Source organism: Legionella feeleii, assembly GCF_001467625.1.
Classification (GTDB): domain Bacteria; phylum Pseudomonadota; class Gammaproteobacteria; order Legionellales; family Legionellaceae; genus Tatlockia; species Tatlockia feeleii.
In genome coordinates this window covers 227,695-240,922 of the sequence record NZ_LNYB01000080.1, presented here as the reverse complement: position 1 = coordinate 240,922, position 13,228 = coordinate 227,695, and the positions used below count along the sequence as shown (strand labels likewise).

Sequence of the window (13,228 nt, the reverse complement as noted above, 5' to 3'; positions counted from 1 at the left end):
AACATGGGATGCCCAATCCTCCAAAAAACTGATCGAGCAATCCTATGGTGTTACTTAACGCATGTTACTCTCAACAAACTCCCAATTTACCAGGGACCAAAATGCCTTGATATAATCTGGGCGTACATTGCGGTAATCAATGTAATAAGCGTGCTCCCATACATCACAGGTTAACAAGGCCTGCTGTCCTGCAGTCATTGGAGTACCGGCATTACTCGTGCTGGTAATTTTTAAGCTACCATCTTTTTCTTGTACTAACCAAGCCCAGCCAGAACCGAAAGTTGTTGCCGCAGTTTGGGTAAATTGTTCTTGGAAGGCTGCGAATGAGCCAAAATCCTTTTTGATTGCATCAGCCAGTTTTCCAGTTGGTTCACCCCCACCATTAGGACTTAAACAATGCCAGTAGAAAGTATGGTTCCAAACTTGAGCCGCATTATTAAATATGCCGCCAGAGGATTTTTTGATAATCTCTTCCAGGCTTAAGTTTTCGTACTCGGTACCAGGAATAAGTTTATTGAGATTAGTAACATAGGCATTATGATGTTTACCGTAGTGGTATTCCAAGGTTTCCTGCGAAATATGAGGTTCTAGTGCATTCATTGCATAAGGTAATTGTGGTAAGGTAAAAGCCATTTGGAAACTCCCTATATTGATTGAGTGCTTAAGTTTAGCAGGATGGTAGACATATTCAATGTTGATAACTCAAGGTATTGGCCTCCTTATCCCAGTGGCTTTAGTTGCTGATTGGTCTTATTTTTGCCATAATTAAAGCTGTTTTTTTATATTTTTTAATAGGTGTCTAAGTGGATACAATTGATAAGATTAAGCAACAGATTAGCGAAAACGCTATTCTATTATATATGAAAGGCACCCCTAAAATGCCTCAATGCGGATTTTCAGCGCGCGCTGTACAATGTATCGATGCTTGTGGTGTGGATTTCGCTTATGTTGATGTGCTAGCCAATCCAGATATTCGCCAAACCTTGCCTCAATATGCTGATTGGCCTACATTCCCGCAATTGTACGTGAAAGGTGAATTAATAGGTGGTTCAGACATTATTTTAGAGCTTTATCAGCAAGGTGAGCTTGAGTCATTATTACGAGATGCGGTTGCCCTTTAAAGTTGGTTATTTATATGCGTATCCGGTGATGCGCATCATTAAGGAGAATATAGATGAGCGTTTTGGTTGGACGTAAAGCCCCTGATTTCACAGTTCCTGCTGTCTTGGGGAATGGCGAAATAACAGATAAATACAATTTGCATGAAGCATTGAAAGGAAAATACGGTGTGGTGTTTTTCTACCCACTCGATTTCACTTTTGTTTGTCCTTCAGAATTAATTGCTCTTAATCATCGTATGGACGAGTTTAAGAAGCGTGGTGTTGAAGTGGTGACCGTATCTATTGATTCGCAATTCACCCACAATGCTTATCGTAATACAGCTGTGAAAGAAGGTGGTATTGGTCCGGTACAATTTACCATGGCGGCAGATATGACTCATACAATTTGCCAATCTTATGGTGTCGAACATCCGATTGCGGGCGTTGCTTTTCGCGGTGCATTTATTATCGATAAAAATGGTATGGTGCGTTCACAAATCGTGAATGATTTACCTATTGGCCGTAATATCGATGAATTGTTACGTGTCATTGATGCCGTACAATTTTTTGAAGAGCATGGCGAAGTTTGCCCTGCTGGTTGGCAAAAAGGCCAGGCAGGAATGAAAGCCTCTCCTAAAGGAGTGGCCGAGTACCTTGCAGCCCATTCTGACAATCTCTAATACTAGTGCACATGCCAGTTTAAGAACTGGTATGTGCATCACGCCATGTGTTCAACATAGTACAAAATAATTCTGCTGTTTTCTCGGCATCGTAAATTGCTGAATGAGCTTCATTGCTGTCGAAAGCAATTCCTGCTGCTTGAGCCGCTTTTGCCAATACCGTTTGACCATACATAAATCCTGCTAGTGTAGCAGTATCAAAACAAGTAAATGAATGAAAAGGCGATTTTATTTCTGTTCGTTTGACGGCTTCCTTTATAAATAGTAAATCGAACCAGGCGTTATGGCCAACCAGGACAGCACGCTGACATTTGCTCTTTTTTAAGGCTTGATTAATAGGAGCAAACAATGTTTGTAAAGCCTGTTTTTCATCAACGGCAAAGCGTAAAGGTTGGAAAGGATCAACTTGAATAAATTCGAGTGATTTGGCATCCAGTTCGGCACCTTCAAAAGGTAAAATATGCTCAAAATAGGTGGCTGTTGGTGTAAAGCACCCTTGCTCATCAACATCGATTAACACGACACACATTTCTAATAAAGCATTTTTAGAGGGGTCGATACCAGCGGTTTCGACATCAACAACAACAGGCATAAAACCACGAAATCTATTCTTTAATTGTGTTCTTAGGGCAACATCACGTGGGCTCATGCGGACTCCATTGTAAAGTTTCACCAGCAGCGACGGGAACCACCGAGTCCAGTCCGAGAGGTAATGTGTCCGGTATGTGTTGTACCTCTTTTCTTAGTATAAGCTGAGTTTGGTTAATCGGCAGATGATAAAATTCAGCGCCAAAGCGCCCCATGAAGGCATCGAGTTTTGCAAGTCGATTTAATTCATCAAAAACCTGGGCATACATAGCGACAGCAAAGGGGGCGGAATAAATACCAGCACAGCCACAAGCATTCTCTTTGTTGCTTTTAGCATGCGGTGCACTATCGGTACCGGCAAAAAATTTTCTATTACCGCTTGTGGCTGCTTGTTGTAAAGCTCGTTGGTCGCTTTCGCGTTTTAAGATGGGTAAACAATAATAGTGGGGTCGAATACCGCCGGCCAATAATTGATTACGATTATATAATAAATGATGTGGGGTTATGGTTGCTGCGACGGTTTCAGGGGCCTGTTTAACAAACTCTACCGCTTCTTGGGTAGAAATATGTTCCAGCACTACACGCAGTTTAGGAAAATTTTTAATGAGGGGTTTAAGGCAGCTGGTAATAAATTCAGCTTCACGCTGAAAAATATCCCCTTGAGTCACTTCGCCATGAATTTGCAAGACCAGATCCTGTTGCTGCATGATTTCCAATAAAGGATAAATCGCATGTAGCGAGCGTGCTCCTTCCTCAGAATTAGTAGTGGCGCCAGCAGGATATAGCTTGGCTCCCAAAATATAAGGCTGCTGCTTAGCTTGTGCTAAATCCTCGGGAAGGACTTGCTCATTTAAATATAAAGTCATAAAGGGCGTAAAATTTTGGTTACCCAACGCCGCCACTATGCGTTCACGGTAGGCTAACACAGCAGCAACTGAGGTTAGAGCGGGTTTCAGATTAGGCATAACCAGTGCACGGGAAAAATGCTGTGCTGTTGCTGGTGCAGTATGCTGCAGGAGCAGGTCATCGCGAAAATGGACGTGCCAATCATCCGGGCGAGTAATCGTTAAGGTTTGCAAAGTAAAGGTTCCTCTAAAAATGCCGATACGAAAGCATATCATGGTTTGGTCGACTGGATGAGCAAAAAATGGCATTTAAGCGCTTCATCACATCAGGAGTTTTAGGGAGTATTTTCCTTTACTGTTGGCCTATTAATAGCTGCCTGGCTGGTATCAGTGTCGAGTATGCGAGCCCTATGGGCGATGAAAATTGGCGAATGAGTGGCAATCGCTTACGTTGTGGTTTGTCTTTGACTGTCCCCAATTATGGTATTGCCTACTTTGAACAGTACGCTGCAAAACCAAGTCACTTTATTCTGAGTAAATGGCAACAAGTGGAACGACGATTACCTGCTGTAGTATTTGCTGCCCCTCCGGTTTGGAAACCTGGGGGCAATTCTTATCTCATCGCAAAAACGTCAGTAAATCCTGGTGAATATGGTCTGTATCTCCCACGCGATCCAGCGATGAAATTATTAACCTATTTGGCACAAGGATACCAAACAAGATTTCAATATCAGTCAGAACAAGGATTTGCAGTGACGGTTTCGCTGTCGCCAGCAAACTTCCAAAAGGTGTATGCAAAATATCAGCGTTGTCTGGGTAATCTTCTACCCTTTGATTATGCCAGTGTGCGGGAAAGTATATTACTCTTTAATACGGACAGTGATGAGTTAAGCGATGCAGCAAAACAACAATTAAAGAAAGTTGCTGAATATTGTCGGGCTGACCCTATGGTTAAACGGGTGAAAGTGGCAGGTTATACCGATGACACCGGTAGAAAATCTTATAATAACGCCGTGTCAGAGGGACGGGCTAAATCAGTAGCCAATTATCTATTAAGCCTTGGTGTGCAGCAGAGCCGTTTATCAGTTACCTGGTATGGCGTGCAAAATCCGGTAGCTCCAAACGACACTGAAGAAGGAAAAGCTGCTAACCGTAGAGTGGTCATAAAGCTATATAAATAAATCTAACAGTCTCCCTCTCATTAGAAAAAATCATTGCACGAAATACACTTTATCTGATAGAGTCAACTAACCTTAGCCAACCTATTGATTCGAAATATTTAATATTCTCTATAAAAATATTTTTTTATGGCGGATATTAAATTTGGTTTGCTAGACGAAAGGCTTTTTTTCTTTATTGTCAGGCATAATTAATTTGCAAATTACGTAAGTGATAGTGAATTAATTAGTGTGGTCATAAAAGAGTCATTGTCGTGTTGTAAAGTAAATTATTTATCGAATTAATAGAGAAATTTTGTAGAAATAGTGTTGACTTTGATAAAGTAGCGCTTGATAATTTGTCCATGTACGTTCTCGGATAGAGCGATGATTGCGTACTGTAGTCAACACCAAGTTGTGGTTTGACGGCTAAACGGGAAATTAATAATAAAAAAGTGGAGATGAAGCATGTTAAATTTGAAGAAAACAGCGGTAGCTGTTCTTGCTTTAGGTAGCAGTGCAGTATTTGCTGGAACCATGGGTCCAGTTTGTACCCCTGGTAACGTCACCGTTCCTTGCGAAAGAACTGCATGGGATTTCGGTGCTTATGCCCTGTATCTTGAGCCTGTCTATGATGCTGACTTCGGTTACCGTCGTCTGAATCCTTCTGTTGTTGATGGCGTTTCAACTCGTTTTGGTGACCTGGATCCTGATTGGGGATGGGGCTTCAAGATTGAAGGTTCTTACCACTTCAGCACTGGTAACGATTTGAACGTTAACTGGTACCATTGGGAACATGAAACTACCCATACTTATGCTGGTGCCTTCTCATTCAATGGCTCTAACTTCGGTCCTTTCAGCGTTTACAACCGCTTCGAGCCTAAGTGGGATGCAGTTAACATCGAGTTCGGTCAACACGTAGATTTCGGTGAGTTCAAAAACATCCGTTTCCACGGCGGTTTCCAATACGCTCGTATCGAAACTGACTACAGAGATGCTGTTACAGGCGTTTTCTTGAACTCAACTAACCACAGATACAACGGCTTCGGTCCTCGTGTTGGTATGGACATGTCTTATGACTTAGGTAATGGTTTCGCTATCTATGGTAACGGCGCAACTGCTATCCTGGTTGGTGACAGCAAGTTCAACAGCAACGTTGCTGTATTCCCAGCTTCTTTCAGCTTCTCTGGTTCTAAGACAGCTATTGTCCCTGAATTAGAAGCTAAAGTAGGTGCTAAATACACTTATGCTATGGCACAAGGTGATTTAACCCTGGATGCTGGTTGGATGTGGGTTAACTACTTCAACGCTAACCACTTCGTTAATGCAACTGACGTTAGAGAAAGTGACTTCGCTGTACACGGTCCTTATGTTGGTTTGAAGTGGGTTGGTAACGTGTAATTTGTCAACCGACAATGTTTTATTAAAGCCCATCACTTGTTGATGGGCTTTTTTTTGAGATAAATGGAGTGATCATGCTGAAAAAAACAACCATAGCTATTCTTGGCTTGGCAGTCAGTAGTGTTGCCACGGCGGGAATGTATTCAACTCCTCCAGCGCCTTCTTGCGCTCCTGGGGATGTCACTGTTCCTTGTGCAGCAAGTCAATGGGATATTGGCGCGCAAGCTCTTTATTTAAAGCCAATTTACGATGCTGAAAAAGGTTATGATTACAACAGCACAACAACTACAAATGGCGTTAAGGAATGGGATGGTGATTGGGGTTGGGGCTATCGTTTGGAAGGTTCCTATCACTTCAATACTGGAAATGATATTACTATGACTTGGATGCACTACGATGTGGATACAAGAAATAGTGGTTATTTTGGAGTAACACCATTTTCTGCAACGAATGTTCCTTATAATTTGTTTCTTGACAACAAATTCGATCAAGTGAACTTGATCCTGGGGCAACATACCGATATGGGGTTGTTAAAAAATGCCCGCTTTTACGGTGGATTACAGTACGCAGACATTCGAATTCATGCTGTAAATAACTATACAGCAACACCTTTGGCAATTGCTGCACTTGCTCCTGCAGGTTTTCGCCAAACCCGTGATTCCGAGTTTAACGGTGTAGGTCCTGTTGTTGGTGTTGATTATGCTTATGATTTGAATCCAAGCTTTAGTATAACTGCCAATGCAGCTACCTCTATTCTGTATGGTTCAAGTCGCTATTCTGGTGGCTTTGTTTTCGCTCCAAGCGGTTTGGTGCGTAATGATGTCTATGCAAGTAAGAAGTCGATTGTCCCAAGTCTTGAAGCCAAAGTAGGTGTGAACTATGCCTATGAATTGGCGCAAGGTGTGCTCAATCTTGAAGGTGGTTACCAGGTTGTTAACTATTTTAATGCCTTACCAACTAGAAAATTTACGGTTAACGGAGTTGTTCCTGGCACTATCCGCATTCCAACAAACAGCGATTTTGGTCTTTTTGGTCCCTACTTCGGTTTGAAATGGGTTGGCAATGCCTAAAATTGATAGTTAATACTCCTTCCGAGGCCCATGAAAATGGGCTTTTTTTTTGCCTGCTGTTTTTAATGTTTTCCATTCATAAGTCCATAAGAATCAAACAATAAATATTGTGCACAATCACTGGCCAATAAGTTCAATGCACGATATAATCGCCTCGCCAAACTATCCAGGAAGTAAAAAAAACATTCAGGAGTACTCCTCGTGAAACATAAAGTATTAATAATGATCGCGCTCGCGATTTTCTCAGGCTCGCTTTTTGCTGCAAATAATGAACAACTGCAGCGCGAAATTTTACGTTTACAACGCCAGACACAGGCACTACAGACTCAATTAAACCGTTTGCAAAAACAGTTAGTGACTCAATCTGTAAATAAGCCTGCGGTGAAGAAGGCCAGTAAACCCAAGCAAGCTGGCAAAACGACATCAAGCAGCAAGCCTGTACGGGCAAGACAACCTGTACCAGTTAAAAAGAGAGTAATCAAAAGGCCGGTAGAAGTAGGCCGATCTCAGTCTGCAAAGCCGCCTGCGCGGCATAGCGATGAACCAATTAAATCGTATCATACAAGCGCACTAACGGTTCATACAGTAGATGACCATCGGGATTCAAGTAATTTTTACCCTACAGCCTTACTTGCTGATGGAAAAGTAATTACCTTCATTGCAGGAACTCCGGTAGTAACCGCTCCTTATACTGGTGATAGACCTGCTTTTGATGGTTCAGATTATATCGTCAATATTTCAAGTATTAACCGAGATATTCGCTTAATGCAGCAACGACGCCGTCTTTACCGTGCATATGAAAGTATAGGGTACCCGGTTCCTAATGTCCCTATTATTGCTTTAAGTGGAAAAGCTGAACCTGTTGCCAACTTTAACCGGTCCTATGCAGGCAACACCACTGGTGATATCGATTTAGGTTCTAGTGAGTTTGATGTTGCAGCAATGTTGAATGATAAGGTAGAAGCATTTATGTCGGTTGCTTACGATGAAACACCACCGTTGGTGAGTGGTCCCCGCGTTAGCAATTCGGCTTTTCAATTAAACATGGGGTTTGTCAATATTGGTGATTTGGATCAATCCCCCTATTATTTCACTGCGGGACAATTATACGTACCCTTTGGCCGTTACTCCAGTGCAATGATCAGTTCTCCTTTGACCTTACGATTGACCAGAACAAAATCTCGGCCTTTCATTCTCGGTTATAAATCGCAATATGACTCTGGACCTTACGCCGCTGTCTATGGTTTCCGATCAGATACTACACTGGGAAAATCGGGTGTAGGCGGGGTCAACCTGGGTTATACGATCAAATCAGGTGATATGGCTGGGGAAATTGGAGCGAGCTATATAGGTTCGATCGATGATTCCGCAGGAATGCAGGACACTGGTTCGTCTCCTGGTACAACCTTTGGTGGTTTTAGTTCGATAACCAATGGTAATGAACGAGTAGGTAAAGTACCGGGTTTAGGTGTTCATTGGAACATGAATATCGATCGCTATAACTTTACTGCCGAATGGGTGGGCGCTACAAAGGCCTTTAGAACACAAGATTTAAGTTTTAATGGCCGAGGAGCAAAACCACAGGCTATCCAGTTAGAAGCTGGCGTAACCTTTATGAGTTTTTGTAAGCCCTCGTCGTTCTCAGTCGGTTATCAATGGACAAAAGACAGCTTGGCCTTAAATTTACCCAAGCGGCGGTTGGCTGGCGTATATAGTATTTCGATATGGAAAGATACCGTTGAAAGCCTTGAATATCGTCATGACAACGATTATAGAATCAACCAATTCGCGAATGGTGCATCACCTCCAAATGTGGTCAACCAAAATACAATTGGTACTGGCCGATCTTCAGATACGATACTTGCCCAAATCGGTGTGTATTTCTAAAAAAGAGTGGAATCAGTTTTATTACCGCGCAGTCAATTGCGCGGTAAGCGTTTTCAGAGTCTTCCTTAAAATCCTATAGAACACGGCTTATCCACAAAAATCCTGCTATGCTTAATCAAATAAGTGGTAGAACAGGATGTTTTATGCGGATTCTACATACCATGCTGCGGGTTACAGACCTGGACAAATCCATTGCTTTTTATACTTCCATGTTAAATATGAAATTAATAAGCCATAGGGAATATCCTGAAGGGCGTTTTAGCCTGGTTTTTCTTGGTTATCCTGATAATCCTGGAGGAGCACAATTAGAGCTTACTTATAATTGGGATAAGAACAGTTATGAGAAAGGTGATGCCTACGGGCATATTGCGATTGCCGTGGATGATGTCTATCAGGCTTGTGCTCGCATTAAAGCCCAGGGCGGGAACATTGTCAGGGATGCAGGCCCCATGAAATATGGCGATATTATTTTAGCATTCGTTAAAGATCCAGATGGTTACCTAATCGAGCTTTTGACTGACAAGGGTACGATGTCATGAGCGGGAAATTGAGACATCGCTTACTTGTATTGTTAGGTTTACTGGTTATTCTATTGCCCGTGATTGCAGCACCTGGGAAAGTGATTGAACTCAACGTTAATGGGGCAATAGGCCCTGCTACCGCCGACTATTTGTCACGTGCTATCCATGATGCACAAAATGGCACAGGCCTTATCTTGATCCAATTGGATACCCCGGGTGGTCTGGATAAATCCACTCGCCAGATCGTACTCGATATTCTTTCTTCCAAAGTACCCGTTGTAACTTATGTTTCACCCAATGGAGCCCGAGCGGCCAGTGCAGGGACTTTTTTGCTTTATGCCAGTACTGTGGCAGCCATGGCACCCAGTACCCATCTAGGAGCAGCCAGTCCTGTAAATCTGTTGGGTGATATGGATAAGACCGATAAGACGACAAAACAGAAATCAACAATGGAGAAGAAGGTCACTAATGATGCGGTCGCCTATATTCGTTCCCTTGCCCAACTCCGTGATCGTGACGCCGTATTTGCGCAAAAAGCAATTCTTGATGCAGCGACATTGACAGCAAATGAGGCTCTTAAAGCAGGCGTGATTAATATCGTCGCTAAAAATCGCGCTGATCTTCTAACCCAATTAAATGGTTTAATAGTGGTCCAGGATAACCAAAGAATTCAGTTAAACACGAAGGAAGCACAGGTAGAGAGCATAACTCCCGATTGGCGAACACGATTTCTACAGATCATTACAGAGCCTACAGTGGCCTACCTGCTTTTACTTTTAGGTATATACGGTATTTTCTTTGAATTGATGAATCCAGGATTTATGCTCCCTGGTGTTGTTGGTGCGGTAGCAATTTTATTGGCTTTATACGCCCTGCAACTCTTGCCTGTTAATTACGCGGGCCTTGGCCTGATTATTCTCGGTATTATACTGATTACCGCAGAGGGATTTACTCCCAGTTTTGGGACTCTCGGTTTGGGGGGGACGGTATCTTTTATTATTGGTTCTGTTTTGCTTATTGATAGTGATCATACCAGTTATCAAATTGCCTGGTCAGCTATTTGGGCGATGGCAGCGGTCAATGTAGTGTTTATATTTGCCTTGTTTACCATAGCGATCAAATCAAGAAAACAAAAAATACAACACGGCGTTGATATTTTACTAGGGGCTGAGGGCCGAACTTTAGGAATCGTCGATCCCTGTGGCCAGGCGGTCATTAGAGGGGAAATTTGGAGTGTGCATGCAAGCCAACCAATTCCCGCAGATAAACGTGTAAGGGTAGTTGCCACTAAAGGTCTACAATTACAGGTAGAAGAGATCAATCATGACGCTGATTCCAATATCAGCAGTAAGGATGCCTAAGGGGAAAATCATGACTTCATTCTTCGGGTTCATTGTAATTCTTGTCATTTTTATACTTCTGGCTGCGTTTCGTGTACTGAGAGAATATGAACGAGGCGTTGTGTTTATGCTGGGCCGCTTTTGGCGGGTTAAGGGACCAGGACTGGTCATCATTATTCCTGGTGTGCAACAAATGGTTCGTGTTGATCTGCGGACAGTGGTAATGGATGTACCCAGCCAAGACGTTATTTCGCGCGATAATGTTTCTGTTCGGGTTAATGCTGTACTTTATTTCCGGGTTGTTGACGCACAAAAGGCAATTATTCAGGTAGAAAATTATTTTGAGGCAACTAGCCAACTGGCACAGACTACTCTGCGTTCTGTTCTAGGCCAACATGAATTGGATGAAATGCTGGCAGAACGAGAACAATTGAATAGTGATGTGCAAAAAATATTGGATGCGCAAACGGATGGTTGGGGTATTAAAGTGTCTAATGTGGAAATCAAGCGTGTCGATTTGGATGAAAGTATGATTCGCGCCATTGCGAAACAAGCCGAAGCGGAACGAGACAGAAGGGCCAAAATTATTCATGCGGAAGGTGAATTGCAAGCTTCAGAAAAACTATTACAAGCTGCGCAAGTACTGGTGAAAGAACCGCAGGCGATGCAATTACGTTATTTGCAAACACTGGCCAGTTTAGCAGGAAGTAATACTTCGACGGTTGTTTTTCCCATGCCGATCGAACTGGGAGAATTTTTGCGGAAAATGAATAATAAATAATGTAAGTTCGATTGGTAGTTTTACTGGAGTGCGTCGACAGGAGAGTAAAAGTAAAACTGCCTTAATGACCTGCGCTTGCTAACAATGATATTCTTTTTCTGCTCTTTCCTTTGGCCATTGTGCCCAACTTTCGTTTGCATCCGGGAACGATTTCTGCGGCATTAGACAATGCTTCCACTGGTGTTATTGTACAATGGGATGTCCACTCTTTTCCATTTCACTGGCAAAATGGAGTTTGAATTTTTCGTTACTGGAACCGGGGGTGGGATTAAAGATAGGAATGCTGATATCCAGTTTGCCTTCGGGATCTGTTTGGCAAATTATTTCCGCAAAAAAGGTCGCAGCGAGTTCAGGATCCCAACCATACACACCAATACCTAACGGTTGAATAAACAGAGGGCGTTGCAGGACCAAGGCGTCATTTATTGCTCCTCTAAGTGCTTCCTTGTATTGTGCCTGCAAATCCTGTTCAGAGAGAGTCTTGGCAAAGGTCAATCCTTTATGCCCCAATTTATCAGGTACGGTGGCTACACCGCCAAGATAATCACCTTGTTTGGCAAGACGGCTATAAGCGGGCATTTCTTGTTTTTGCTGATGGAAATTATCCAATTGCAACTGTAAGGCAGCAATCCAACCACCAGGTCGATTTTCGTGATGAAGATTTTTGTCAAAATATGCTTTAAAGACGGTGAAGCCTGCACCCATACTGGATACCGTGTGGCAGGTTACCGTGCCCGCACAGACAATAAGAGAATTTTTTTTGGGTTTGGCATTAACTGGTGTTTGGATGGGCATAAGATGACTCCAAATAAATGCAAACTAGCTTGATAATATAATATTTTTTTTTAAATGACTGCAATTTTGAGGCGAGATATTCTTTTTACGGTAAAAATAATATACAATCCCGGGTTATTTTGTAACCCAGTTTATAGTTAAAGATTAGGGAACAATCAATGAAATTTAATAAACATCTTTTGGCCTCCTATTTGTTTCCAATTGCAAATCGCCTTTTATCTCCTCTTAATCTGAAATTGTCAACCAAGAATACGCCAAATAGAGATTTTGGCTCCTTTATTGGCCATTTGAAAAGACTTAATTATCATATTAAAACTGTTATTGATGTCGGGATCGCTTATGGTACGCCGGCGCTTCATAAATTTTTGCCAGAAGCAAAATTTTATCTGGTTGAGCCAGTCCCCCACTGTTTACCTTTACTTAAAAAGCTTGAGAATAGTATTGGTGCCACTACTTATAACGTGGCTGCAGGTGCAGAAGATAGTGAAATTGAATTTTTTCTCCACGATGACATTTCTGGCTCGAGTTGTTTACGCCAATGGGAGGGGGAATCGTTTGACGGGAAAAAAATTACAGTGCCTTTGAGGCGATTAGATACGTTGATCCCTCAAACAATAGCACGTCCCAGCTTGTTGAAGATAGATACACAAGGGAATGAGTTAGAAGTATTGAAAGGCTCTAAAGAGCTCTTGGATAAAATTGATATTTTAATTATCGAAACCTCATTTCATGAGTTTCGTAAGGGTGCTCCTGAGATTCATGAAATTATTTCAACCATGGTTGATTTAGGTTATCGCTGTTATGAGGTATTAGAAGGACATTATCGTGCAATTGATAATGCCCTGGCGCAGGTTGATATTGCATTTGTTAAACATGATTCGCAGCTTCGATCTTCAAAATGTTTTTTAGTGAAGAGCAATTGGAAGAATATTTATCAAAGCCTAATCCACAAGCACTAATTAATATTTAATAAGTTGGTTATGAGCCTTCCTTTTAACCAAGGAAGGTCTGTACTTGTAGTAATAAAATGCAATGCCAGCGTGATTTTCTCTGATTGATGTGG

The 13,228-nt window shown here is 42.2% G+C and carries 14 protein-coding genes; 10 read left to right on the top strand and 4 right to left on the bottom strand.

Translation table 11 applies throughout. The features are described 5' to 3' along the window. Positions 1-54: 54 nt before the first annotated feature. Complete coding sequence (locus Lfee_RS08750; RefSeq protein WP_058445883.1) at positions 55-633, bottom strand: superoxide dismutase; 579 nt, start codon at positions 631-633, stop codon at positions 55-57. Positions 634-803: 170 nt separating this feature from the next. On the opposite strand from Lfee_RS08750, the gene grxD reads away from it, so the two are divergent. Both grxD and Lfee_RS08740 read left to right on the top strand, forming a co-directional pair. Next, positions 804-1,121, top strand: a complete 318-nt coding sequence (gene grxD / locus Lfee_RS08745; protein WP_058445881.1) for a Grx4 family monothiol glutaredoxin — start codon at positions 804-806, stop codon at positions 1,119-1,121. A gap of 53 nt (positions 1,122-1,174) precedes the next feature. Then, entirely contained in the window at positions 1,175-1,780 is a 606-nt protein-coding gene (locus tag Lfee_RS08740; protein ID WP_058445879.1) for a peroxiredoxin, read from the top strand. Between the two features lie 19 nt (positions 1,781-1,799). Here Lfee_RS08740 and rnt read toward each other — a convergent pair whose 3' ends face one another. Both rnt and pyrC read right to left on the bottom strand, forming a co-directional pair. After that, positions 1,800-2,429, bottom strand: coding sequence for a ribonuclease T (gene rnt, locus Lfee_RS08735; RefSeq protein WP_058445878.1), 630 nt, complete (start codon positions 2,427-2,429; stop codon positions 1,800-1,802). Then, on the bottom strand, positions 2,416-3,447 hold the full coding sequence (pyrC, locus tag Lfee_RS08730; protein ID WP_112854710.1) for a dihydroorotase: 1,032 nt from the start codon (positions 3,445-3,447) through the stop codon (positions 2,416-2,418). The genes rnt and pyrC overlap by 14 nt, the downstream gene beginning before the upstream one ends. A gap of 68 nt (positions 3,448-3,515) precedes the next feature. Here pyrC and Lfee_RS08725 point away from each other — a divergent pair, with 68 nt between their 5' ends. From Lfee_RS08725 to Lfee_RS08695, 7 genes are all read left to right on the top strand, one after another. Continuing rightward, a complete protein-coding gene (locus Lfee_RS08725) occupies positions 3,516-4,394 on the top strand; it encodes a flagellar protein MotY (protein WP_058445876.1) in 879 nt (292 codons plus the stop codon). Positions 4,395-4,838: 444 nt separating this feature from the next. Further along, complete coding sequence (locus Lfee_RS08720; protein WP_058445874.1) at positions 4,839-5,771, top strand: Lpg1974 family pore-forming outer membrane protein; 933 nt, start codon at positions 4,839-4,841, stop codon at positions 5,769-5,771. A gap of 74 nt (positions 5,772-5,845) precedes the next feature. Next, on the top strand, positions 5,846-6,841 hold the full coding sequence (locus Lfee_RS08715; protein WP_058445872.1) for an Lpg1974 family pore-forming outer membrane protein: 996 nt from the start codon (positions 5,846-5,848) through the stop codon (positions 6,839-6,841). 201 nt (positions 6,842-7,042) lie between these two features. Continuing rightward, positions 7,043-8,728 (top strand): LbtU family siderophore porin, encoded by a 1,686-nt coding sequence (locus tag Lfee_RS08710; RefSeq protein WP_058445870.1) that lies wholly within the window; start codon positions 7,043-7,045, stop codon positions 8,726-8,728. 143 nt (positions 8,729-8,871) lie between these two features. Further along, positions 8,872-9,267 carry a lactoylglutathione lyase gene (gloA, locus tag Lfee_RS08705; protein ID WP_058445868.1) on the top strand — a complete coding sequence of 132 codons (396 nt, stop codon included), beginning with the start codon at positions 8,872-8,874 and terminating at the stop codon, positions 9,265-9,267. Beyond that, positions 9,264-10,610, top strand: a complete 1,347-nt coding sequence (locus tag Lfee_RS08700; RefSeq protein ID WP_058445866.1) for an NfeD family protein — start codon at positions 9,264-9,266, stop codon at positions 10,608-10,610. The genes gloA and Lfee_RS08700 overlap by 4 nt, the downstream gene beginning before the upstream one ends. Positions 10,611-10,620: 10 nt before the next feature. Continuing rightward, positions 10,621-11,370, top strand: coding sequence for a slipin family protein (locus tag Lfee_RS08695; RefSeq protein ID WP_058445865.1), 750 nt, complete (start codon positions 10,621-10,623; stop codon positions 11,368-11,370). Positions 11,371-11,553: 183 nt separating this feature from the next. On the opposite strand, the gene Lfee_RS08690 is transcribed toward Lfee_RS08695, so the two are convergent. Next, positions 11,554-12,165 (bottom strand): hypothetical protein, encoded by a 612-nt coding sequence (locus tag Lfee_RS08690; RefSeq protein ID WP_058445863.1) that lies wholly within the window; start codon positions 12,163-12,165, stop codon positions 11,554-11,556. A gap of 158 nt (positions 12,166-12,323) precedes the next feature. On the opposite strand from Lfee_RS08690, the gene Lfee_RS08685 reads away from it, so the two are divergent. Next, complete coding sequence (locus Lfee_RS08685) at positions 12,324-13,124, top strand: FkbM family methyltransferase (protein WP_058445861.1); 801 nt, start codon at positions 12,324-12,326, stop codon at positions 13,122-13,124. Positions 13,125-13,228: the final 104 nt, after the last annotated feature.